Raw genomic sequence first — 24,141 nt, forward strand, 5'->3', positions numbered from 1 at the left:
AGCCGACAACTTTCGGTTGTCACCTATGGTGAGAGCCATGGATCTCGACATGGCGCAGGTACGTGCCTTCGTGCGCACCGCCGAGGAACTGCACTTCGGCCGGGCGGCCGGGACGCTCGCCATCTCCCAGCAGGCGCTGTCCAAGAGGATCGCGCGGCTGGAATCCCTGCTCGGCACCGAGCTGTTCCAGCGCGGTGGCAACGGCGTACGCCTCACCGAGGCGGGCCGGCGTTTCCTCCCACCGGCCCGGCAGACCGTGACTGCCGCCGACGGCGCGGTCGCGGCGGCGGTCGGCGAGGACCGTCCGCTGCGCGTGGATGTCTGGGGACACCTCTACGCGCCGATGCGGACGCTGGCCCAGGTTGCCGGGCGGGCCGGAGAGCTGGAGTTGGGGCACGGGCGCGATCTGCCGGCAGTGACGACGGCACTGCTGCACGGCGACATCGACGCTGCCTTGGGCCGGGCCCACCCCCCGCTTCCCGCGGGGCTGGCACACTGCCTCGTCCGCCTCGAACCGGTGGACGCCGTACTGAGCGCGGACCACCCGCTCGCAGCCGAACCGGCGCTGCCGCCGGACCAGCTGCGCGACAGCGTGCTGTGGGCGCCGGGCGCGCTGGACCGACTCGACTTCCTCCAACGGTTCGCCGACCGATTCGGCATCCACAATACGGCCACGAGCGTCAACCTGGGGCTCGCCCACTTCCTCGCCGAGGTGGCGGAGGAGCCGCGACGCTTCTCGCTGATGCCTGCCGATGTGCCACTGCCGGAGGTCCCCGGGCTGCGCTCCGTTCCGTTGGTCGATCCCACGCCGCTGTATGCCTGGTCGCTGCTGTGGCGTGCCGGCAACGGGCGCCCTGGCCTGAACAGCCTCGTTGCCGCCTGCGCCGAGGAAGCAGGGCAGAGTCGATGGCTGGAGTACGATCCGACCCGCGAATGGCTGCCCGAGCCACCCGCGAGCGACCCCCGGACCCGGACCGGAATGACCTCGTCGAGGTCGGCGGAGCAGTCCGGTCCCGGCGCCGGCCGGGCATCTGCCGGGCGGGCGTACTCCATGTGCCAGCACTCGCCCGCACGTGGCACAGCGCGAGCGGACTCACGGCCCGCACCGATCGTCCTCGCCTCCGGGCCGGCTGCCGTCCTCGCCTCCCTCTTGGCCGCCTGCTCCCCTCTGGCCCGCAACGGAATCACGAGACGCACGGCTGCCCCGCTGTCCCTGGCCGACGAGGGAGACTCCGCAGGGCAGTCCACCGGATGCGGTCATTCCCCCTGCACGGTCTCCTTCCGGCCGAGGTGTCCGGCCACCGCGGGGCGATACGGGATCCGGGCCCGGACGGGGGGCCGGCCGGGGCGTCGGAGTCGGACCGGTTCCGGAAGGGCGGGCCAGTAGTGCTCGGTGAACAGCCGGGCGACCAGCTCGCCTCGGCTGGAGACGCGGGTCTTGGCGAAGACGGCCTTCAGATGGTCGCGGACCGTGTGCGGGGAGATGAAGAGCGTCGCCGCGATCTCAGCGGTGGTCATCCCGCGGGCGACGAGCTGCGTGATCTGGAGCTCCCGCGAGGTCAGGCCGTACGCCTCGGCGATGAGGACCGCCAAGTCGGCGGGTGTCGCGGGCTCGATGACGAGGGCCACCGGGCCGGTCCTGCCGCCGGGTCCTGTGAGGCAGGACGCATGGCAGACCAGCCAGCGGCCCTCAGTGGTCCGGATGCGCACCCGGGCTCTGCCGTGGTCGCGGCCGTCGGCGATGGCCCGTGCCTGAAGGGCTGTGCCGATCACCCAGATGGGCAGCTTCAGCCCCAGCGGTGAGGGGAAGGCCGGCCCCTTCGGCAGCAGCGCGAGGAGATGTCGTGCCTCCGCGTTGACCGACGTGGCTTCGCCGGACTCGTCGAAGAGGATCAGCCCGGGCGCAGGGGAGTCGGTACCGGGTGCGGACTCGGACGGCTGGGTGAAGGTGCGCAGCCGCGCGGCCAGCGGGCCGGACAGGTCCGCGAGCAGCGCGATCTCGTCCGGACGGAACGCACCGGTGTTGCGGAACAGGCTCACCAGCCCCCACGGCCGGTCGCCGACCCGCAGTACGGCGCGCAGTTCGTCGTGCACGCCCTGGCCGAGCAGGAGGCGCCGGAAGCGGGCGCTGCGGGCAGGCAGGTCACCGGTGGCCGCACGCAGCCCGGCCGCCGGCAGGGACGCACGGGCCAGCTCGCGGAACGGCAGGATGTTCTCGTCCAGGATCTCGCTCTCCCAGTAGGTGGCACACCTCTCCCCGTCGCCGAGGTTCTCCACCAGCATCGGCGCTGTGATCAGACCGGTCTCCGGGTCGACGGCCGTCCACACGGCCGAGTGGAACGGCACGGACTTCCGCACACCGGCTGAAGCCAGGCTGAACAGCTCGAACGCGTCGGTAGCCCGTGCGACGGCCGACAGCACCGGTCGGCATGGATCAGCCATGTGTGTCCCCTCCACTGATCATCCTGCCCGCTCCCCCGCTCATCCTGCTCGGTCCCGCGCCGGGCACCAACCCCTCGATTGAGGGGGGTGTTCCCAGCGGATCACCCCTTCTCACGGGATGGGGCCGCTGGGCGGGGGTGGCGCAGGTTGGTGGCACACGACCAGCAGAGAGGCAGCACATGGACATCGCGATTGTCGGAGGGGGTGCCGCGGCGGTCGGCCTGCTGCACGCGCTTGCCACCATGGAGGGCGAGGCCGCCATCGCGGCCGGAGCCGGCACGATCACGGTCTTCGAGCCGTCGCCGCAGCTGTGGCGGGGACGACCGTACGGCCCGGACCTGGATTCGGTCCTGGTGAACGCGCCACCCGCCCTCATGTCGATCCGTCACGGCGACTTGGGCCACTACGCCGCCTGGCTGGGAGAACGCGGTGCCGACCACATCGACGAGCGCCTGGGGCAGCCGCTGGTCCCGCGCGCGCTGTTCGGCGAATATCTGGAGCACACTGGGGAGAAGGCCGTAGCGGCGCTGGGCGAGCAGGGCCGGCCGGTGCGCGTCGTGGCCGCCCGCGTGAGCGAGGTCGTCCGTTCCGGAGCCGGGATCGTGGTGCGCACGGACGACGCGCAAGAGCACCGAGCCACCCACGTGGCGCTGGGTGTGGGCGGAGGCACCCCTCCGGACCTGTACGGCCTCGCCGGTGGCCGGGGCTTCACGGCCGACCCCTACCCGCTGGCCGGCACGCTCGACAACGTTCCGGCCGAGACCGATGTGGCGGTCATCGGCAGCGGCCTCACCGCCGTGGACGTCGTCGTGTCGCTCGCCGCGCGCGGACATGCGGGACGCATCACGCTCCTCTCGCGCAGCGGAGTGCTGCCGCACGTCTGGCAGCGTCAGGACGGCCGGAGCCCACGGCATGTGACCGCCGAACGGGTGGCGGAGCTGCACCGGACACGAGGGAACGTCACGCTCGACGACCTCATCGGGCTCTTGCGTGCGGAACTGGCGGAGGCGGGTGAGGACTTCGAAGAGCTCACGGCCGAGCTTCGGGCCGCCAAGACCGACAATCCGCTCCAGCGGCTCCGGCGGCAGATCGCCGCCATCGACGACCCCCGGATCGGGCGCCGTGTGCTGCAGCAGACCGTGCACAGCGTCGGCCCGTACGCGTGGCGGCTGTTGCCCGAGTCCGACCGCGCGTGGCTGCGGCGCCGGCTCCGTACGGCCGCCGGCGTGGCCTCGCCCATGATCCCGAGGAACGCGTCGATCCTGATGCGGCTGCTGGATTCCGGCCAGCTCACCGTCGCTCCCGCCATCCGCGCGATCGAGCCGGTGAACGGGCGGTACCGGGTGCGGCACGGCCACGGTGAACTCACCGCGGAGATCGTCGTCAACGCCGTGAACCCGCCACCGCACGCGATTCCGGCCCCGGCCCGGGACCTGGTCCAGTCCGTGCTGGGCACCGGCCTGGCCACGCTTCACCCGTCAGGCGGCCTGATCCCCGCCGACCCGCGCGTGCACGTGGTCGGAGACCTGACGGGCGGCGGCTCCTTCATCACCTCGAGCATTCCCGGCGTCGCCGCCCAGGCGTCCCGCGTCGCCGAGGCGCTTCGCTCACCGAGCTGATGCGGGGAGACCTCCTGACACCCCTTGCGGCCGGTGGTCCGGGCCGGACGGCGCCGTCCAGGCCGCGTGGGGTGCGCGTACCTACGGCGTGGTCCGCGCGATGCCCCGCGAATAGTGCTCCTTGAACACCTCCAGGTGCGCCCAGGTGGTCAGGCCACGCACCTCGTCGAGGGCTTTGAGCTGCTCGGTGATGCGGTGCAGGCGGGTCGTCGAGTCGGCGCCGAGGGTGATCACCAGGTCGAAGCGGCCCACTGTGCGGGCGACGAACTCCACTCCGGGCAGCGCGGCGAGGAAGGCGGTCACGTGCTCGTCGTCCCCTCCGAGGTTCAGGCCCGCGCCGAGTGCCGGTCTGCCGCTGCCCGCGCCCCGGCGCACCACGGCGGCGACGTGCAGGGCGCGGCTGGTGACGAGCCGGCTGACCCGGGCGCGGGCGGCGCTCGGCGACATGCCGACGCGGGCGGCCAGTCCGACGAACGGCATGCGGCCGTCGCGCTCCAGCAGTTCGATGAGCCGCAGATCGGTTTCGTCGACGTGCACATCGCTGCGGAGCGGCCCCTGCGGCATGAAGACCGATGTGACGACGTCGGTGTAGAGGAGCGTGTTGACCTCTCGTACCCGGGGCTGGGCGCGGAGGCGGGCGAGCGCGCCGTACAGTTCGCGGTCGCTGGGGACGCGCAGCTCCGCGACGAGGTCGTAGGCGCCGCTGACCGCGGAGACGAAGACCGACGCGTCCGTGGCGCACAGCGCGCCGACCACCTCGTCGGCCGGGCCCGACACGGCGACGGAGACGTGCGCGAGCGTGGTGAGCCCGAGCAGCTGGGGGTGTGCCACCGCGACGATCTCCACGTCTCCGGAGCCGAGCAGGGCCTGCACCCGCGCCGAGACCGCCGTCCGCGGCGCTCCCACCCGGGCGGCCAGGTCGCTGTAGCTCGCCCTGCCGTCCTGCTGGAGCGCGGCGATGAGCTGTGTGTCCAGACCGTCACTCATGCCTGTCCGAGACCCAATCTTTACAGAGTGATTCCGTACTTCCGTAGGGACAAGTTTACGGTTCTCACGGCCCCTGGGAACTGATCAGCCGAAGAATGGGGGCAGAGGGCGACAGAAACGCTGACATGCCTTCGCTTTGCAGCGCACCTGCTATTGCTGCCGTCGGTGGGCGGATCTACGGTGCCGGTCACTGGAACGCCCCCGACCCCCGCACGAGGAATCACATGCGCGCACTGCGCCACCAGGAGACATCGGTCCTGGACGCGACCGTCACCCTTTTCACCAGCGCCACCCTGCGCACCGTCGACCCCGGTACCGAGGGGGCCGAGGCGTTCCTCGTGCACGGGAACCGGTTCGGCGCCGTCGGCACCGTCGAGGAGTGCCGGGCCGAAGCCGCACGGATCGGCCGGCCGGCCGAGGAGGTGGATCTTCGCGGCGCCGTCGTGGTCCCCGGCTTCGTCGATCCGCACGCCCATCCCCTGATGTACGGCCAGATGATGAGCTGGATCGACTGCGGGCCGGACAACGCGTCCGACATCCCGGGCATCATCGCACTGCTGCGCACGGCGGCCGAGTCCCTGCCGCCCGGTCGGCCGGTGCGCGGCTACGGATACGAGCACCGCAACCTCGCCGAGCGCCGCCACCCCACCAAGGAGGAGCTGGACCGGGTCAGCACCGACCGCGAGGTGTATCTGATGAACGCCAGCGGTCACGGTGGCGTCGTCAACAGCCGCACACTGGCCCGGCACGGCGTCACCCGGGACACACCCGACCCGGAGGGCGGCACCTTCTTCCGGGACACCGACGGGGAGCTGACCGGGGAGATCTCCGATGCCGCCTGCAACATCCTCACCGGTGTCGGGGGCGTCAAGGTGGGCCGCCACGGGCCGAACTTCCACCTGGAGGACGAGCCCGAGGAGCATCTGCGGCAACTCCGGGCCGCACAGGAGCGCTTCCTCGCGGGCGGTGTGACAACGATCGGGGACTGCCAGGTGACCCGCCGCGAATTCGACACCTATCTGCGACTGGCCGACGGCGGCGAGCTGCGCACCCGCGTCGGCATGTACCTGCTGAGCCATCTGCTGGACCGTGTGGTCGAGACCGGAATGCACGGCGCCTTCGGCAACGCCCGGCTCTCCTTCGCGGGAATCAAGTTCTACGCCGACGGCACTCTCGGCGGCTGGACGGCCTACTTCCCCGACGGCTACGCGGGGGACCCCTGCCGCACCGGGCAGCTGTACCACGAGCCGGGGGCATACCGGGAACTCATCGACAGGGCACACTCCGTGGGGCTCCAGACGGCGACGCACGCACAGTCGCCCGACGCGATAGAGATGGTGCTCGACGCCGTCGAGGCCGCACAGGAGCACCACCCCCGGTCCGATGCGCGGCACCGGATCGAGCACTGCGGGCTGCCCACCGCGGAACAGATCGAGCGCATGCACCGGTTGGGCATCCACCCGGTCAACCAGACCCAGCACTACTACAACTGGGGCGAAGGCGTCACCGACGCGATCGGCACCCCCGGCGAGCGGTTCAACCCGCTCGGCGAGTTCCTGGCGGCCGGAGTACCCGTGACACTCAGCTCGGACGCGCCCGTGGCCGAGCCGAAGCCGCTGGAGGCGATCCAGGCAGCCGTCACCCGTGTCACCCGGCGCGGGCACCGGCTGGGCGACGCCTCCCTGCGGATCCCGGCGGCCGAGGCACTCGCCGCGCACACGCTCGGCGGGGCCCGCACTCTGGGCCGCGAGCACGAACTCGGCAGCATCACCCCGGGCAAGCTGGCCGACTTCACCGTCCTGGACGCCGATCCGCTCGCCGTCGACCCCGGGTCCGTCGCCGCGATCGACGTCCTCCAGACGTGGGTCGACGGCACGCTCCAGCACTCCACCTCAGCCACATCGACCAAGGGGCAGCCGTGACGGAACACGCTCAATCCCGCAGGGCGCGCAAGGCGGGTATCGCCGCGTTCGTCGGCACCACCATCGAGTGGTACGACTTCTATGTCTACGCCACCGCCGCGTCCCTGGTCTTCGGCCGGATCTTCTTCCCCGAGGGGACGGACCGGCTCACCGGAATCGCCGCGGCGTTCGCCACGTACGCGGTCGGATTCTTCGCGCGGCCGCTCGGCGGTGTCGTCTTCGGCCACATCGGCGACCGGTTCGGCAGACGCAGCGCACTGGTGATCACCCTGACCATGATGGGTGCCGCGACGTTCCTCGTCGGTCTGCTGCCCACCTACGCCGGCATCGGGGTGTTCGCCCCCCTCCTGCTCGTCCTTCTCCGCTTCGTGCAGGGCATCGCCGTCGGCGGCGAATGGGGCGGCGCCGTCCTGATGGCCGTCGAGCACGCGCCGGAGGACAAGAAGACCTTCTACGGAGGCTTCGCGCAGCTCGGCAATCCGGCCGGAGCCCTGCTGTCCACCGGCCTGTTCAGCCTGCTGTCCACCTTCGGCGACGACGCCCTCGAGGAGTGGGCGTGGCGGGTGCCGTTCCTGCTGTCGGCGGTGCTCATCGTCATCGGCATCCTCATCCGCCTGAAGATCGAGGAGTCACCGGTCTTCGAGGCAGAGCCGGAGCCCGACGGGGGCCTGCCGCTGACGTACGCGCTCAAGACGAACTGGAAGCCCATCCTGCTGGGCATCGGCACGCTTCCCATCGCGGTGGGCGGCTACTACCTGGTGACCACGTTCATCACCGCGTACGCCACTGATCCGGCGGTGGGGCTCTCGGAGACGGTGGTGCTCAACGCGCTGAGCGTCGCGGCTGTCGTCGAGCTGATCGCGACACTGGGTGTCGCATGGCTGGGCGACAAGGTCGGGCGCGTCCGTGTGGTCGTCTGGGGTCTGGCAGCGGTGGCCGTGCTGGCCGCACCGCAGTTCCTGGTGGTCTCCTCGGACTCGACGGTACTGATCTTCCTCGTCTTCGCAGCGATGCGGCTGGTCATGGCGGCGACATACGGTCCGGTGGCCGCGGTCCTGGCCCAGATGTTCGGCCCCCAGGCGCGCTACACCAGCATCTCGGTGACCTACCAGGTGGCCGGCGCGCTGTTCGGCGGCCTCTCACCGGTGGTCTCGACGCTGATGTTCCAGGCGACCGGCAGCATCGTGCCGGTCATCGTGCTGCTCGTCGCCATGTGCGCGCTGAGTATCGCGTGCCTGTTGAGGGCACCGCAGCACACCGACGACCCGGCGCCCGCGGAGAGCCCCGGGCCGGCTGCGTCGGTTGGCAAGGCGTCCGGACCCGAGTGACGGGGGCGACGGCCGACCCCGCGCACTCACGGTTTGCGGGCGACTCCGCCATAGGCGGCGATCTTCGGCCGTTCCCCGATCTCGGTGGACTGCGGCCGCCACTCGGTGATGGGGACGAAGCCCGGGGCGACGAACTCGAACCCGTCGAAGGCGGCGCGGATCTGCTCCTGGGTGCGCGGGTTGTATGGAGCCCCACCGGTCTTCGCGTATTCCTCGCAGAGGGTCACATACGCCGGGCTGTCGACGGAGCCGTCCCACAGGACCAGGTGACTGCCCGAGGGCACCGCCTCCATGACGGTGCGCACGACGCGCAGCATGTCCTCGTGGGTTGCGGCATGGCCGAGCACTCCCATGAACATGACGGTGATCGGCTGGGTGAAGTTCAGAACGTTCCGGGCGTCGGCGACGATCTGCTCCGGGTCGTGGAAGTCGGAGTTGATGTAACTCGTGACTCCCTCGTCGGAGGTGTTGGTCAGCAACGCCCGGGCGTGGGCGAGCACCAGTGGATCGTTGTCGACGTAGACGACCCTGGACTCCGGCGCCGCGCCCTGTGCGACCTCATGCGTGTTCTGCATGGTGGGCAGGCCGGTACCGATGTCGAGGAACTGGCGGCTGCCGGCCTCGTCGGCCAGGTGGCGCACGGCGCGGATGAGGAACTGGCGTGACTGGACGGCCATGGTGGAGATGTCAGGGTCGATCTCCAGGCACGCCTCTCCGACGGTACGGTCGACCTGGTAGTTGTCCTTGCCGCCCATCCAGTAGTTCCAGATCCGGGCCGAATGCGGGATGTCGCTCCGGATCGCCGGTTCCTGCGGGTTCGGCATGGGCGTTCAGCTCCTCTGGGCATGGATGAGCGGTGGACGAGCGCCGCGACCGGGACCTGCCGCGGACCTCCTCCAGCCCGCAGGCACCACCTGGGCACGGCTACCGCACGTTACCCCTCAGACACACCTGTCGTGCCGATATTGAGAATTCTTAACGCTTGTCATTCATTCAGTTCGGATGCGGTTCCCGTCCGCCGCGAAGCAGCGCGGGAGCGGGGCGCCGACCGGAAGATACCCGGTCGGCGCCCGCGGGACTCACGCGGAGGCGCCGGCCGCCTCCGGGGCGAGGTGCCGGGCGAAGAACCGCAGCGTGCTGTCCAGCTCGAAGGCCGGGATGTCCGCGTGTGCGCCCGGGTTGGCGTGCAGGGTCTTCTCGGCCGATCCCAAGGCGTCGAACAGTGCCAGGCACTGCTCCCGCGGCACCCGCTCGTCGTCCCACTGCACCAGGAACTCGACCGGAACGGTGATCCGCGCGGCAGGCCCGGCAGTTGCCACTACCCCGCCCAGCCCCAGCACCGCCGCACGCACCCGGGGCTCGACGGCGACGAACGGAACGCCGAGTCCGCAGCCCAGCGACACCCCCCAGTAGCCCACCGGGCCGGAGCCGACGTACTCCAGTTCCTGGAGCGCGTCCAGAACCGAGCGCCACTCCGGGACGGTCCGGCGCGCCACCATCGCCTGGAAGTCCGCGATCAGCGGAGCCAGTTCCTCGCCGGCTGCCACGCGGGCCTGGTTCTCGGTCGCGAGCCGGTCGTACTCGTCCTCCTGCGGCCGGTCGCCGTGTCCGGGCACATCGACCGCCGCCACCGCGAAGCCGCACTCGGCCGCGAAGCGGCGCGCGCGGACGGCGATCCCCGGAGCCTTCTTGTGCTGACCGCCGCCGTGTCCCATCAGAACGAGGGGGCGAGTACCGGCAGCGCCTGCGGGTGTCCACAGCACGCCGGGAATCTCGCCGAAGGTGAAAAGCTGTTCGGTTACGTCGTCACACGACGTCTGAGAGGTGAAGCGCATAGCGTCTCGAGCCCTTCGGAATGCCTTGAGCGGGCACTCCCCGGACCATGCGGGAGAGGGAGCCCCGACCTGTCACAGCGTTGATCGGTCTCACCTCCTCGGTTCGCAGCGGCGCACGGCGGGCTGAAAATATCACAGTTGGCTTGACCCGGTCCGGCCAAGGGGATCGGCATTGAGGAATGCGGATGCGGCAACCGGGGCGCGGCTCCGGATGCGGTGGCGCGTCACCAGGTCCGCGGCTGCTGCTGCGGAGGCATCAGCCAGTTCAGTGTGCGACCGATGTCGCTGGGAGAGACGATGCCGACGGCACGGCCGTCCTCCAGTACCAGCACCCGATGCTCGGCGCCGGGCTCCATCCGCGGCAGCAGGTCCGCCAGAGGATCGTCCGGGCCGGCGGTGACCACTTCCGACAGCGGCAGCATCACATCACCGACCGCCGTGGTCTCCCACCGGTCGGCATGGACCTGCTGAGCCCGCTCCAGCGTGATCAGTCCCGCCGCGTCACCTGCCGCTCCCACGGCGGGGAAGGCCGAGTGGCGATACCGGTACCGGGGGTCGGCGAGCAACTGCCCCACCGTCAGCCCTGCGGGGGCCGTCACAGGGTGCTCCGTCATGGCCCGGCGCACCGGCACTCCGGCCAGAGTGCTTCTGATCTGGGCCTGCCTGCCTTCCGCCGTCGCGGCGGTGAGCAGGAACCAGCCGACCAGTGCCAGCCACAGCCCGTCGAAGGCGCGGGCCGTGAGGAAGAGCAGAACGCCCCCGACGACGAGCAGCCAGCCGAAAGCCCGCCCCACCACGGTTGCCCGGACGGCCGCCCGCAGCCGGTCCCCGCTACGGCGCCACAGCAGGGCGCGGAGCAGGCGGCCGCCGTCCAGAGGAGCGGCGGGAATGGTGTTGAAGAGAGCGAGCAGCACATTGATGACCGCCAGCCAGGCCGCCGCCTCCACCAAGAGGCGCGGGGCCCCCAGGAGATGGACGAGCCAGGAGCTCAGCCCGAAGGCCACGCCGAGCAGCAGACTGACCAGGGGGCCGACTCCGGCGATCCGCAACTCCGCTCCCGGCTCGGACGCCTCGGACTTCAGCCGGGCCAACCCGCCGAGCAGCCACAGCGTGATGTCCTCGACCAGCACTCCGTTGCGTCTGGCGACGATCGCGTGCGCGAGTTCGTGCGCCAGCAGCGACCCGAAGAACAGCAGCGCGGTGCCCAGCCCGGTCACCCAGTACAGCGCTTCCGCGCGCCCGGGCTCGACCTGCGGGAAGCGGCTGTGGGCCAGAACCCATGTGATGAGGGCGAAGATGAGCAGGACGCTCCAGTGGACGCCGATCCGCACTCCGGCGACCCGCCCCAGCGGAAACGTTGCACGCACGGTCGTCTCCCTGCCTCGGCATGACTGGTGCGATGTCCGAGCCGCGACGAGCCGCGTGCGTGGCACGTGCCCCGTCTTGCCGGGTCCGAGGTCGCCGCACCTTTCGACGACCGAATGGGAGGCGGACCCCCGTTCATCAGGGTCGGCCGCCGCTCCGGCTCAGTCGGTGATCTCGATGCGCTGGGCCTTCCCCTTCCCGGTCTTGGGGACGTTCACCGTGAGAACGCCGTCGCACAGCTCCGCACTGATGTGCTCGGCGTCGGAGTTCGGCGGCAGCGTCGTGCGGTAGTCGAACCGTCCGATGCGGCGGGTGTGCCTGCGGACCGTTCCGGTCCGTTCCTTCTCCTTCACCTCGCCGCGGACATCGAGCTCGCCGTCCGCGACCTCCACGGTGATCTGGTCCTTGCGCACGCCGGGCAGCTCCAGTTCCCCCAGGTAGGCGTCCTCGACCTCCTCGACGTCGGCCAGCGGGGCCCACGGCTCGGCCATCCCGAATCCGGGGAACCCGGCACCGGGGAGAGTGGCGTGCAGCAGCTCGTCCACCCGGGTGCGGAGGTTCTCCAGCTCGCCGAAGCCTGCCGCCGGGGGCCCGGCCGTGTGGTGCCGTGCGGGAACAGTCATGATCTCCTCCTTCGCTGCCGCAGCCCGCCTCCCGGTACCCGGGCGGCGGGCCGGAGCGCTTCGCCGACAGCGGTCACCTGGGCTGCCCGACCGTCGGACGGGCCTCCGCGCGGGGGACCTGCATGCCTTCGACGTCGTGCTCGGCGATGCTCAGCAGTCGCTGGGCGAGGTCGCGCATGGCTCTGCCCGCGGCCAGCTCGTCGCCGATCTCCGGCACATCCGTGTCCGCCGGGTGGCGGTGGGCCGTGCCGTGGCCGGTGACCTGCGCGGCGCCGGTGTCCAGCGTCGCGTTCGCCCTGGTCGCTCCCTCGTCGTTCTCGAAGAGCTGGAGGCGAACCTTCCATTCCATGGTGTGTGACATCGTCCTCTCCTCACCCGGTGCGGACCGGTGCGGACCGGTGCGGCACCCGATGCGTCAGGTGCCGAGCGAGTGCGGTGCGGAGGCTCCGTCCCCTGCTGCCGGGCGCCGGAGCCGGGAGGCGCTCTCGCGGACGCAGAACCCGAGGCACGCGGCAGACGAGCCGACGGCGGACGGCGACCTGCGGCTTTCCGAGCTGTCCAATGGAGCGCCCGTCCGCTCCCCGCCACTCGATTCCCTTGTCGGGACCGGCAGCGATCCGGTCGCGGGCGAGAATCGCACCTACATCCTGCCGCCGGTCCGTACGCGGCGAAGTGTCGGTGAACCCGCCATCGAGGATCCACCTCATCCCCGGTACATCCCCCGGTACCTTCCACTGTCCTACGCGAGAGAAGCAGCCGCCATACGACGCCGACAGCGCCGGCCCGCGTGACCGAGCGTGGCGCCCGGACACTGTCCGCGGCGCGCGCCTGACCTGCCGGTTCCCCGAAGGCGGGGGCGGCGGGCCGGCACCGGCCCGGCTTCTCCCCCGAACGGCGGACCGCGGTGGCCCACCGGCCGGCCCTCTGCTCACCTGGAACAGGCGGTTCACGCATCGCGGGCCGAGGGCCACGGCACGACCGCGTCAGAAGGCGACCGGAGGCAGGGACGATGCACGACGGCGGGCCGCGGCCAGGCGTCTCAGGCGGTGATCACGGAGGCCGGCCCAGGCCGTACGCGGAGGCCCGTACGACTGGCGGGAGCGTGCACCGCCATCCCCTCGGGCAGGCCGGGCGCAGGGCCGTCGGCCAGAAGGGCCGGCGGCGTGGTCACGGGGCCGGGTTCGGGGGCCGCATCGCAGCCGGCGGTACCGGGAGCCGGACCGTCCTCGGCACCCCGCACCCCCCGTTTGCCGCTGTGCGCCGGTGCGCGGGGAAACCCTCGTGCCGGCCGATCCGACCGGATCGCGGACCGGTGGCTGAGCCGCCGTCATGCAGCCGGCCGCCTCGAGGACCGAGCAGTCGCTGTTCCCGGTGGAGGTCGACCCGCGGGAACCGCTGGCGCGCCTCCGACAGGATCTGAGGACCGGGGCGGAGGGGCCCTCCCGGCGTGAGGCGGAGAGACGTGCCGCCGTGTACGGCCTCAACGAGGTCCGCCGGGAGCATCACGGACAGCTGCGGCGTGAACTGGCACGGCAACTGGTCCATCCGCTCGCGCTGCTGCTGTGGGGGGCGGCGGGACTGGCCTTCGTCGCCGGTACCGGTGTACTGGGCGTGGCGATCGTCGCCGTCATCCTCCTCAACGCCGGGTTCGCACTGCTCCAGGAGCGACAGGCGGAACGCGCCGTCGAAGCACTGGCCGACTACCTCCCGGCACATTCCCGCGTGATACGGGACGGCCGGGAGCAGAGTGTCGAGTCGACGCAACTCGTTCCCGGCGACCTGATCCTGCTGGACGAGGGCGACAAGGTTCCCGTCGATGTGCGGCTGGTGGAAGGGGCCGTGGAAGTCGACCTGTCGTTGCTGACAGGCGAGTCCGCCCCGGTGGAGCGGGCCGCAGGGCAGGCGGCTGCCGACGCGCCGACCCTGCGCGAACCGAATCTGGCCTTCAGCGGCACCACATGCCTCGAGGGGCAGGCGAAAGCCATCGTCTTCGCGACCGGCCGGCACACCGAACTGGACCGGATCGCGGCACTCAGCCAGCGCACCAGGCGTGAGGGAAGCCCTCTGGAACTCCAGGTCAAGCGCGTGGCCTGGCTGATCGCCGCGGTCGCTGTCGGCATGGGAGCGGTCTTCCTGCTGATCGGGACGGCGTCGGGCCTCCCGGTCAGGGACGCGCTGACGTTCGCGATCGGCCTGCTGGTCGCGAACGTCCCCGAGGGGCTGCTGCCGACCATCACCCTGGCGCTCGCTCTGGGGGTGCGGCTGCTGGCCCGGCAGGGCGCGGTCGTCAAACGCCTCAGCGCGGTCGAACGCTGGGTTCGACGCATGTCATCTGCACCGACAAGACCGGGACCCTCACCCGCAATCGGATGCGCCTGCGGACGGTGTGGACGCCACTCGGCGGTGAGCGCGGCGTCGAGCAGCCGAGCCCGGGGGACGATGTCGGCAGGCTCGCGGACGCGATGGCCGAGTGCACGACCGTCACCCGCGGCGAGGACGGGGCGTTCACCGGCGACCCCACGGAGGTCGCACTGGTCGAGGGAGCCGCGCGCCTGGGCCGCGCTCCCGACCCGGGCGGCCGGGACCTGCGCAGACGGGCCCTGTTCCGCTTCGACCCCCGGCTGCGGATGATGTCGGTCGTCAGCGACCTGCGGGACACGCCGACGGTCACCGTCAAAGGCGCTCCGGAAGCACTGCTTCCGCGCCTGCGCCGCACCGTCGACGTCGACGCAGTGCGCGCGGCCGTGGACGCCATGGCGCGGGAGGGGCTGCGCGTCCTGGCCGTCGCCACGCGGACACCCGCGACCCCCGACGTGCCGACGCGGCGCGAGGAGGTCGAGCGCGACCTGGAGCTGCTGGGTCTCGCCGGTCTCTACGACCCGCCGCGCCCCGAGGTGGCCGACGCGGTGCGCCGCTGCCATCAGGCCGGGCTTCGGGTGCATGTCGTGACCGGGGACAACGGCACCACCGCCGCCGCCGTGGCACGTGAGGTGGGCATCGGCGATCCCGGCCTGAGCGTCCTGGCCGATGCGGAGTCGGTGGGCGAACAGCGGCTGGACGAACTGCTCGCCTCGCCCACCGAAGTGGTCTTCGCCCGGGCCTCTCCGGAGACGAAGCTGCGGGTGGCGGACGCGCTGCGCGAGCAGGGCCAGATCGTGGCGATGACCGGCGACGGGGTCAACGACGCGCCCGCGCTGCACCGGGCGCACATCGGGGTCGCGATGGGCCGGTCGGGCACCGACGTCGCCAGGGAAGCCGCCACGATGGTGCTCGCGGACGACAACTTCGCCGCCGTCGTCCAGGCGGTGGAATCCGGCCGTCGGGTCTACGACAACGTCCGCAAGTTCATCCTCTACATCTTCGCGCACGCCGTCCCGGAGATCGTGCCGTTCCTGTTGTACGCGCTCAGCGGGGGCGCGATTCCGCTGCCCCTGACTGTCCTGCAGATCCTCGCGATCGACCTGGGCACCGAGACACTGCCCGCACTGGCGCTGGGCCGGGAACCGGCCGAGCCCGGGCTGATGACCAGGCCGCCCAGGCGCTCCGGACAGGGTTCCGGGGTGATCACCAAGGACATGCTGCTCCGGGCGTGGGTCTTTCTGGGGCTGCTCTCCACCGTGCTGGTGACGGGAGCCTATTTCTACGTGCTGTGGCGTGCCGGGTGGACGCCCGGTGCCTCAACCGCCGAGGGCAGCGAACTGCACCAGGACTATCTGACCGCCACCACCGCCACCTTCGCGGGCATCGTCACGTGCCAGGTCGGCACGGCGATGGCGGCCCGGACCGACCGGGCGTCCCTGCGCGAGGTCGGGTGGGCGTCAATCCACTGCTGCTGGCCGGCATCGTCTTCGAACTCGCCTTCACTGCCGTGCTGATCTGGGTGCCGCCCTTCCAGAGCGTCTTCGGCACCGCCCCGCTGCCCTGGGACGTGGTGGCGCTGCTGCTGACGTTCCCCGTACTGCTCTGGGGAGCCGACGAGCTCCGGCGCTCGCGGCGGCGACGCCGCACGGCGGTCAGGGGCCGGGCTGCCGGTACCGCACGCCGGGGATGACCGGGAACCGCGGGAAGCCGGGGAGAGCCTGGTGGACGCCCGGTACCGGAGCAAGAGGTGCCCGGCAGAGCAGCGAGAGTCGCCCGGAAGGTCACCGAGGGGGATTCTTCCGACCCGCTCCATGGGAGCTGCTCCGGTTGCCGGGCCCCGGGCGGTGCGGGATTGTGCGAAGAAGCGAACGTGATGTCGTCCCGGAGCCAGGGCGGTGCATTCCCGTGCGGTTGCCGCAGACAGTAGTCGGAACGGACGGTTCGCCTCCGGCCGCGGCCGCGGTGGAGTACGCCGCCCGAGAGGCCGTGTGCCGGAGTGCGCGGCTGCGGATCGTCCACTCCGTCGACTGGGTGCCGCCTCCCGGGATCGCCACCGCACTGGACGATGCCGGTCGGCAGGCGCTGCGGGAGAGCGGGGAGCGCGTGCTGTCCGAGGCCGCGGTGCGTGCCCGTTCCGTCGCGCCGGAGGTCGACGTCCGCACCACATTGGCGAGCGGTGATCCGCGGCGGGTGCTCGCGGAACTGTCCCGGGACGCGCTGATGACCGTCGTCGGCAGCAGCGGGAACAGCGGCATCACCGGCGGTCTGCTCGGGTCCGTCTCCAGGCATCTGGCGACCCGGGCCGAGGGACCCCTGCTCGTGGTCCGGGGGACTCCGGCCCCCGGCGGACCCGTCGTCGTGGGCATCGACGGTTCGCCCGCGGCGGAGGCCGCGACGGCTTTCGCCTTCGCCGAGGCCGCGGCCTGCGGCGGACCTCTGGTGGCTCTGCACGCCTGGTCGGAGTGGAGCGTGCCGCCCGTGCCGCCGCACGATCCGGCGCTGCGGTACGCGAAGGCCCCTGGAGAACTGCAAGCGGGCGAGGAGCGGCTGCTGGCGGAACTGCTGTCCGGGTGGGGGGAGCGCTGTCCGGACGTCGCTCTCGAGCGCCGCACGGTACGCGAACGGCCACGGCAGGCGCTGATCGAGGCGAGCCGTACGGCCCGGCTGCTCGTGGTCGGCAGCAGAGGCGAAGGGGGCTTCGCCGGACTGCGCCTGGGCTCGGTCAGCATCGCGGTCCTCCACCACGCGCACTGCTCGGTCGCTGTGGTGCGCTGACGGAGGACGCGGCTCCAGCGGCCGGAAAGATCCGCTGCGAGAGCAAGGGCACGGTCCGATCCGCTGCCGCCGCGCAGCGCCGGGCCCCGCTCACCATGAGCGGGGTCTCGCGGCGGTACGCCGCGACGACTTGGCGCGTGCGGTCACCGGCACCGAGGAGGCCCCGGGGCCCGGCCGGCGGACCGTGTCCGGGAGGACGAGGGCCGAGGGGCCGGTCGGAGGTGCGGCGTCAGCTCGGCGCGAACTTCGCGACGTACTCGTCGAAGGGCTCGATGCCCGCTTCGGCTCGGAGTTCGTCCACGCGCTCCGGCTCCGCGCAGGGCCACGGACCGGCACCCCGTCCCGGACACCGGCGATCTGGGTTCCGCAGATCTGCTTGCCGCCCTCGTTGACCAGCATCCGGTCCCGCAGGAATGCCAGTTCGCGCGGGCCGGCCGAGCCTGCGGACACCGCCCCCTGCAACAACTTCAGGGCGCGACTCTGGATGTCGAGCTGCCGGTCGGCGTGTTGGGCGATCAGCCACGCCGCGCGTGCGGCTTCCTCGCCGACCAGCTCCGCCGTCGGCCAACCGTGTGCGTCCATGATCTCGCCGAGCCGGTCGCCGTGCACGGCGGTCAGCCTCCGCCACGCCAACTGCCGGACGGGATCGTCGCTGTTCGCGTCGGCCGACATCCGGTGATCGGCCGCGGCCATGGCCGTGAGTTCCGCCGCCGGCGCGGCCATGTCCTGCGCCACTGTCCACTCCCCGTCCGGTCGGGTGCGTTGTGCTGTCACCGGGAACACTAAGGGCGCACGGCACCCGCGAAGATCATTCCGGCGGACGGTGACAGGCGCCTTCCCGGACTGCGACAATGAGAGTGTTCGCCGAAAGCGAGGCGTTCAGCGGGCCGCCGAGTCGGGCCGCCGCCAGCACCACCGCCCCCTCCCCGACGTGGTACCGCCACGGACGGCTCACCCGCGTCCACCGGCGGCCGGGGCGGCAGACCGGCCGGGATGGCCGGGAGCGGTCGTAGGATTTCCGGGTGTGCGGACGCCGGTGGCTTGCAGCGAGCCGGGGGCGGTCGTGTCCCGTTCGGTGGCGGCTGCCCCGCCCACGTCCCGGAGATCTCGCCGTCGGATACCGCGGCGGCCGTCGTGGCGGGGCTGCTCGTATCGGACGGCAGACGCCCGGTCACCCGTCTCACCCACTGCACGCGCCCGGTTCATGTCCCCGCCGCCGCAAGCGAAGGTCCCAGGAGGTCCCGTGGCCGACTCAGCCGCCCCGAATCCGCCGCTCACCCAGGCGCGGTCCCTGCGACCCGTCGCCTTCGGAGCCGATCCCACCGGTGAGCGCTTGGCGCGGATCCGCCGCTCTCCGCACTTCGCGAACGGAGTCTTCCAGAACCCCGACAACCCCGAGGGCCCCGAGGCCCGCCCTTCCGGTTCCAGGCTCGACTTCGCGAAGATGTACTTCGAGAAGGAGGCGCGCAGGCGACGCCGGCCCGCCGGGCCCATACCCCTCCACCCCACCACGGCGGAGGACCTCGCCCGGCCGCCGGCCGGCGGGCTGCGGCTCACCTGGATGGGCCACTCCAGCGTGCTCGCCGAGATCGACGGCCGGCGAGTGCTGTTCGACCCGGTGTGGGGGCGGCGCTGTTCCCCGTTCTCGTTCGTGGGGCCGAAGCGGCTGCACGCTGTTCCGCTGCCGCTGGCCTCGCTCGGTGCGGTGGACGTGGTCGTCATCTCGCACGACCACTACGACCACCTCGACCTGCCCACGATCCGCGCGCTGGCCTCGACGGACACGGTCTTCGCGGTGCCGCTCGGCGTGGGTGCGCATCTGGAGCGCTGGGGCGTTCCGGCCGACCGGCTGCGCGAGTTGGACTGGTGGGAGTCGACGCGGGTGGCGGACCTGCGGCTGACCGCGACTCCGGCCCGGCACTTCTGCGGCCGGGGACTGCGCAACCGACAGCACACCCTCTGGGCGTCGTGGGTGGCCGAGGGTCCCTCGGGCCACGGGGTTTTCCACAGCGGTGACACCGGCTACTTCCCCGGGTTCCGGGACATCGGCGCCGAGCACGGACCCTTCGACGCGACCATGATCCAGATCGGGGCGTACAGCGAGTACTGGCCCGACATCCACATGACGCCGGCCGAGGGCGTGCGGGCGCATCTGGATCTGCAGGGAGGGGAACCGCACGGGGTGATGCTGCCGATTCACTGGGCGACCTTCACACTCGCACCGCATCCCTGGGACGAGCCCGGGGAAGGCACTCTCGCTGCGTGCGGGGAGGCCGGCACCCGGGCCGCTCTCCCCCTTCCGGGCGAGCCGTTCGAGCCCGCAGCGGACGATGTCCCCTCCGCCCCGTGGTGGCGCACCGTCGCCCGGACCCCCGCGCCCGGTCCCCCGGTGGCGGAGGCACCGGCGGACGCGCCGGGTGCCGCGGCTCCGCAGGGGGCCGAGCCGTCCGGGAAGGCGGCCGGGTCCCCTGGGTGAGGCCGTACCTGCCGGCCGCTCTCCGCTTTCGCCACCCCGGGGGTTGGCCGTCCGGGTGGCCGAGCGCTCGGCCGACCGCGGTCGGCGGCCGGGTCGCCGGGACGGCGCCGGGCGCGCCCCGGGTCCGGTCCGTCCACCCGCGGAAGCACCGGTGCGCTGCCGGGGAGGCGCCGCGCTGCGGGTGGCGCACCTCCCCGGCGAAGCGCCCCTCTCGTGCTAGTTTGTCCCCTTCGATCTGGTGGTCGGCGGGCCGTGGGACGCCGGTCCGGCCCGGACCGATGGCGGTTCGGAACACGGTGCCGATACCGACGGAGAGCGACAGCCGAGGACGGGCGAGCCATGAGCGCCATCGAAGAGACGGTTGAAGTCCGGGTCCCGGTGCATACCGCCTACAACCAGTGGACCCAGTTCGCCGACTTCCCGCGGTTCATGTCATCGGTGCGCGAGGTCGAACAGATCAAGCCCAATCTCACCCACTGGGTGGTCGGGGTCGGGCCGCTGCGCGGGAGGTTCCAGGCGGAGGTCGTGGAACAGCGACCGGACAGGTATCTGGCCTGGCGGAGCACGGGACGCAGACACGCGCACAGCGGTGAGGTGTGCTTCCGGTCCACGGAGGCGGACCACAGCGCGGTCACGGTACGGATGCGGATGCACCCGCCCGGATTCGCCTGCCGCCTCGCGGCCACGTCCGGGCTCCTGCGCGGCGCGGTCCGCCGTGAGCTGCGCTGCTTCAAGGAGTTCATCGAGGCCGTCGGGGAGGAGTCCGGAGGCTGGCGCGGCACCATCGGCGGCGGCCGGGTGACTCCGGGCGAGCCGGAACCTCCCCGGAGCCGGGTCCCGCACTGGCCGGTCGGCTGATCCGGAACGGAATCGGCAGCGGAAGCGAGGCGCGAACCAGATGCACAGGCCACCCGAGGACGAGCCCGAGGAGCAGTTGTCGGTGACGCCGCCCGAGGAGTGGGCGGCGGGGATGCCCGCGGTCGCGCACGCGGTCGAGTACTCCCTCCGGCAGACGTCGCCCCGCCGGGCCGGGAAGACGCTGTTGACCATGAACCAGGTGGACGGCATCGACTGCCCCGGTTGCGCCTGGCCCGACCCCTCCCCCGGCCACCGGCACCGGAACGAGTACTGCGAGAACGGCGCCAAGCACATCAACGACGAGGCGACCTCGCGACGCGTCACCGCCGACTTCTTCCGCAGACACCCGGTCTCGGAGCTGGCCCGCCGCTCGGACCTGTGGTTGAACCAGCAGGGCCGGCTGACCGGACCGATGGTCAAGCGGCCGGACTCGGACCACTACGAACCCGTCAGCTGGCACGAGGCCCTGGGGCTGATCGCCGCCGAACTGAAGGCGCTGGACTCTCCCGATGAGACGGTGTTCTACACCTCGGGCCGGGTCAGCAACGAGGCGGCGTTCGCGCTGCAGCTCTTCGCCAGGGCGTTCGGGACGAACAACCTGCCCGACTGCAGCAACATGTGCCACGAGTCCAGCGGCTTCGCGCTGCACGAGACGCTGGGCACCGGCAAGGGCACCGTGACCCTGCACGACCTGCACCACGCGGACCTGATCTTCCTGGTGGGGCAGAACCCGGGGACCAACCATCCACGGCAGCTCTCCGCCCTGGAGGAGGCCAAGCGCAACGGCGCGCGCATCGTCGCGGTGAATCCCCTGCCCGAAGCCGGACTGCTGCGGTTCAAGAACCCGCAGCAGCCGAGCGGGGTGCTCGGCCGGGGTACCCGGATCGCCGACCGTTTCCTGCAGATCCGCAGCGGCGGCGACCTGGCGCTGTTCCAGGGGCTGAACAGGCTGCTGGTCGAGGCCGAGGAGGCGGCGCCCGGTACCGTGCTCGACCAGGACTTCATCAGCTCCCGCACCAGCGGCTTCGAGGACTTCGCGCGGCATGTGCGCGAGATCGGCCGGGACGACGTCCGCGCCGCGACCGGACTCGCGCCCGAGGAGATCGAAGCGGTCCGGGACGAGGTACTGCGCAGCAAGCGGGTGATCGTCTGCTGGGCCATGGGCGTCACGCAGCACAAGCACGGGGTTCCGACCATCAGGGAGATCGTCAACTTCCTGCTGCTGCGCGGGAACCTGGGCAGGGCCGGTTCGGGGGCCTGCCCGGTACGCGGACACAGCAACGTCCAGGGTGACCGCACGATGGGCATCTGGGAACAGATGCCGGACGCCTTCCTGGACGCGTTGCAGCAGGAGTTCGGCTTCGAGCCCCCTCGCGCGCACGGGCTGGACTCGGTGAACTCGATCAAGGCGATGCGGGACGGGCGGATCAAGCTCTTTCTCGGCGTCGCGGGCAACTTCGTGCAGGCCGCTCCGGACACCGCGGTCACCGAGGAAGCGATGCGCAAGTGCCGCTTGACCGCACACATCTCCACGAAGCTGAACAGATCCCACACGGTATGCGGCCGGACCGCGCTCATCCTGCCGACCCTGGGCCGCACGGAGCGGGATGTCCAGTCGAGCGGCGAGCAGTTCGTCACCGTCGAGAACTCCATGAGCGAGGTGCACACCTCCCGCGGACGGCTGCAGCCCGCCTCGACGCTGCTGCTCAGCGAAGTCGCCATCCTCTGCCGGCTCGCCCGCGCCACTCTCGGCGACGTCCCGGACATCCCGTGGCAGCAGTTCGAGGCCGACTACGGCGCCCTTCGGGAACGGATCTCCCGTGTGATTCCGGGGCTGCACGAGTTCAACCGTCGGGTGATCCGCCCGGGCGGCATCAGGCTGCCCAACCCGGTCAACGAGGGTGTCTTCCGCACTTCGACGGGGAAGGCGCTCTTCAGCCGGAACACCTGGCAGATGCCGCTCGCACCCGAGGGGCATCTGCTGCTGCAGACCCTGCGCTCCCACGACCAGTGGAACACCATCCCCTACACGGCGGACGACCGCTACCGGGGGATCCACGGAAGCCGCCAGGTCGTGCTCGTCGCCCCGGAGGACGTGGCCGAACTCGGCCTCGCCGCGGGGCAGCGGGTCGACCTGGTCAGCGTATGGACGAGCGGCGAGGAGCGCCGGGCTGCGGGCTTCGAGGTGGTCCCCTATCCGAGTGCCCGGGGCTGCGCGGCCGCCTACTATCCGGAGACCAACGTCCTGGTGCCGCTGGACAGCGTGGCCGAGGGCAGCAACCAGCCGACATCGAAGGCGCTGGTCGTCCGGCTGGAGCCGGTCGGCGCCGCGGACCGGGCCGGGGCACCGGCCTGAACCAGACGGGTGGCGTGTTCCCCCCCAGGGCTCCGGCGAGGGGATCCCGGCGGAAGCCGCCTGGCCGGACCGGCGCCCGGAAGCCGCCCGGCCGGGCGCGCAATCCGGCCAGGGTCCGCGCTCCACGGCTAGCACCCGCCGCCCACCGTGCGTAACTTCTCTGCACACCAGGCGTCACACGTCGTGCGGTGCCGTGGAGCTCTTGCGGGACGAGGGCTCACGCAGGGCAGACACGGCCACGACCTGGGCTGTTACGGGGCTGGGGGCTCGGGGGAGCTCAGCGCCGGGCAGCGAGGCCCCGAGTCGGCAGCACTCCGGCTCGGGGCCCTGCTCGTACGTATTCCGTTCCGCGCCCTGTACCGCGCCGCAAGGAGGACCTGTGCCCTACACGACCGTCGACCGCATCGAGTTGTTCTACGAGGATCACGGCTCCGGGCAGCCGCTGATCCTGCTGCACGGCTGGGGCACGAACGGTCAGGTGTGGCGCGCGCAGGCCGAGGAGTTCGCCGGCGCGTACCGGGTCGTCGTACCGGACTGGCGCGGATGCGGGCGTTCGGCACGGCCGGGCGGCGGCGACACGATCGCGGGTCACGCGCGGGACGTCCTGGCGCTGGCGGAGGCGCTGGAGCTGGACCGTCCGGTGCTGGTGGGCGTCTCGGCCGGAGCGGCGATCGTGCTCGAGGCCGCCCGGCGGTCCCCGTCGTCCGTGCGCGGGGTGGTCGCTGTCGACGGCCCCGGATACTGGCCCGCGGAGCGGAAGGCGGAACTGCTCATCGAGCTGCGCAGGATGCTGCGTACGGACCGGGCGGCGACGGTCCGGCAGTGGGTGGTGGACTGGTACGGCCCGCTGGCGGACCCGGCACTGCCGGAGTGGACGGTACGGCAGATCCTGGCCGCCTCGGACTCCATCGACGAGATCCTCTCGGACGCGGTGCGGCACAATCCCCGGGAGACGATCGGGGAGTTGGAGGTTCCCGCGTTCTTCGTCCACGGGCGGCTCGACGCCGAGATCCCGGCCGAGGTGTCCGAGACGCTCGCGGACCTCGCCCCGCGCGGCGAGGCGCACATCATGGAGGAGTCGGGCCACATGCCGCACGTGGAGCAGCCCGCGGAGTTCAACGCGTTGCTGCACTCCATACTCCGGCGTCTCGCGGCGCCAGGTGCGGCGCGGGACGCGCGGCAGGACTGACAGCT

At 71.7% G+C, this 24,141-nt stretch carries 15 protein-coding genes and 4 pseudogenes; 11 read left to right on the top strand and 8 right to left on the bottom strand.

Annotated features, from left to right (window positions below):
• Window positions 1–37 precede the first annotated feature (37 nt).
• Window positions 38–958 (top strand): annotated as a pseudogene (locus P2424_RS17720) (LysR family transcriptional regulator); the annotation flags it as partial.
• Window positions 959–1,257: 299 nt separating this feature from the next.
• Here P2424_RS17720 and P2424_RS17725 read toward each other — a convergent pair.
• Complete coding sequence (locus P2424_RS17725; protein ID WP_276476716.1) at window positions 1,258–2,442, bottom strand: helix-turn-helix transcriptional regulator; 1,185 nt, start codon at window positions 2,440–2,442, stop codon at window positions 1,258–1,260.
• A gap of 179 nt (window positions 2,443–2,621) precedes the next feature.
• Here P2424_RS17725 and P2424_RS17730 point away from each other — a divergent pair, with 179 nt between their 5' ends.
• The gene (locus P2424_RS17730; RefSeq protein ID WP_276476717.1) at window positions 2,622–4,061 is read left to right on the top strand and encodes an FAD/NAD(P)-binding protein; all 1,440 of its coding nucleotides are present in this window, start codon (window positions 2,622–2,624) and stop codon (window positions 4,059–4,061) included.
• A gap of 81 nt (window positions 4,062–4,142) precedes the next feature.
• Here P2424_RS17730 and P2424_RS17735 read toward each other — a convergent pair whose 3' ends face one another.
• Entirely contained in the window at window positions 4,143–5,048 is a 906-nt protein-coding gene (locus tag P2424_RS17735; RefSeq protein ID WP_276476718.1) for an Lrp/AsnC family transcriptional regulator, read from the bottom strand.
• A 224-nt stretch (window positions 5,049–5,272) separates the two neighbouring features.
• On the opposite strand from P2424_RS17735, the gene P2424_RS17740 reads away from it, so the two are divergent.
• Window positions 5,273–6,970: an amidohydrolase gene (locus tag P2424_RS17740; protein ID WP_276476719.1), complete on the top strand. Its 1,698-nt coding sequence runs from the start codon at window positions 5,273–5,275 to the stop codon at window positions 6,968–6,970.
• Entirely contained in the window at window positions 6,967–8,298 is a 1,332-nt protein-coding gene (locus tag P2424_RS17745; RefSeq protein WP_276476720.1) for an MFS transporter, read from the top strand. The genes P2424_RS17740 and P2424_RS17745 overlap by 4 nt, the downstream gene beginning before the upstream one ends.
• Before the next feature lie 26 nt (window positions 8,299–8,324).
• Here P2424_RS17745 and P2424_RS17750 read toward each other — a convergent pair whose 3' ends face one another.
• The 5 genes from P2424_RS17750 to P2424_RS17770 form a co-directional block, all read right to left on the bottom strand.
• On the bottom strand, window positions 8,325–9,122 hold the full coding sequence (locus tag P2424_RS17750) for an SAM-dependent methyltransferase (protein ID WP_276476721.1): 798 nt from the start codon (window positions 9,120–9,122) through the stop codon (window positions 8,325–8,327).
• A 255-nt stretch (window positions 9,123–9,377) separates the two neighbouring features.
• Entirely contained in the window at window positions 9,378–10,133 is a 756-nt protein-coding gene (locus tag P2424_RS17755) for an alpha/beta hydrolase (protein WP_276476722.1), read from the bottom strand.
• Between the two features lie 224 nt (window positions 10,134–10,357).
• The gene (locus P2424_RS17760) at window positions 10,358–11,500 is read right to left on the bottom strand and encodes a site-2 protease family protein (RefSeq protein ID WP_276476723.1); all 1,143 of its coding nucleotides are present in this window, start codon (window positions 11,498–11,500) and stop codon (window positions 10,358–10,360) included.
• 159 nt (window positions 11,501–11,659) lie between these two features.
• Window positions 11,660–12,121, bottom strand: a complete 462-nt coding sequence (locus tag P2424_RS17765; RefSeq protein WP_276476724.1) for an Hsp20/alpha crystallin family protein — start codon at window positions 12,119–12,121, stop codon at window positions 11,660–11,662.
• 73 nt (window positions 12,122–12,194) lie between these two features.
• Window positions 12,195–12,482 carry a DUF1876 domain-containing protein gene (locus P2424_RS17770; protein ID WP_276476725.1) on the bottom strand — a complete coding sequence of 96 codons (288 nt, stop codon included), beginning with the start codon at window positions 12,480–12,482 and terminating at the stop codon, window positions 12,195–12,197.
• Between the two features lie 968 nt (window positions 12,483–13,450).
• Between P2424_RS17770 and P2424_RS17775 the strand changes: the two are divergent.
• The 3 genes and pseudogenes from P2424_RS17775 to P2424_RS17790 all read left to right on the top strand — a co-directional run.
• Window positions 13,451–14,338, top strand: a pseudogene (locus P2424_RS17775) (HAD-IC family P-type ATPase); the annotation flags it as partial.
• A gap of 152 nt (window positions 14,339–14,490) precedes the next feature.
• Window positions 14,491–16,172: pseudogene (locus P2424_RS17780) on the top strand (HAD-IC family P-type ATPase).
• Between the two features lie 215 nt (window positions 16,173–16,387).
• The gene (locus P2424_RS17790; RefSeq protein WP_346660100.1) at window positions 16,388–17,257 is read left to right on the top strand and encodes a universal stress protein; all 870 of its coding nucleotides are present in this window, start codon (window positions 16,388–16,390) and stop codon (window positions 17,255–17,257) included.
• 229 nt (window positions 17,258–17,486) lie between these two features.
• Here the strand turns inward: P2424_RS17790 and P2424_RS17795 are convergent.
• Window positions 17,487–17,992: pseudogene (locus P2424_RS17795) on the bottom strand (DUF6624 domain-containing protein).
• A gap of 508 nt (window positions 17,993–18,500) precedes the next feature.
• Between P2424_RS17795 and P2424_RS17800 the strand changes: the two are divergent.
• The 4 genes from P2424_RS17800 (at window position 18,501) to P2424_RS17815 (ending at window position 24,136) form a co-directional block, all read left to right on the top strand.
• On the top strand, window positions 18,501–19,733 hold the full coding sequence (locus tag P2424_RS17800; protein ID WP_276476729.1) for an MBL fold metallo-hydrolase: 1,233 nt from the start codon (window positions 18,501–18,503) through the stop codon (window positions 19,731–19,733).
• Window positions 19,734–20,072: 339 nt separating this feature from the next.
• Complete coding sequence (locus P2424_RS17805; protein WP_276476730.1) at window positions 20,073–20,591, top strand: SRPBCC family protein; 519 nt, start codon at window positions 20,073–20,075, stop codon at window positions 20,589–20,591.
• A gap of 40 nt (window positions 20,592–20,631) precedes the next feature.
• Window positions 20,632–22,947: an FdhF/YdeP family oxidoreductase gene (locus tag P2424_RS17810; RefSeq protein WP_276476731.1), complete on the top strand. Its 2,316-nt coding sequence runs from the start codon at window positions 20,632–20,634 to the stop codon at window positions 22,945–22,947.
• 379 nt (window positions 22,948–23,326) lie between these two features.
• Window positions 23,327–24,136, top strand: coding sequence for an alpha/beta hydrolase (locus P2424_RS17815; RefSeq protein WP_276476732.1), 810 nt, complete (start codon window positions 23,327–23,329; stop codon window positions 24,134–24,136).
• Window positions 24,137–24,141: the final 5 nt, after the last annotated feature.

It is taken from the genome of Streptomyces sp. WMMB303, from assembly GCF_029351045.1.
In the GTDB taxonomy this organism is placed as follows: Bacteria; Actinomycetota; Actinomycetes; order Streptomycetales; family Streptomycetaceae; genus Streptomyces.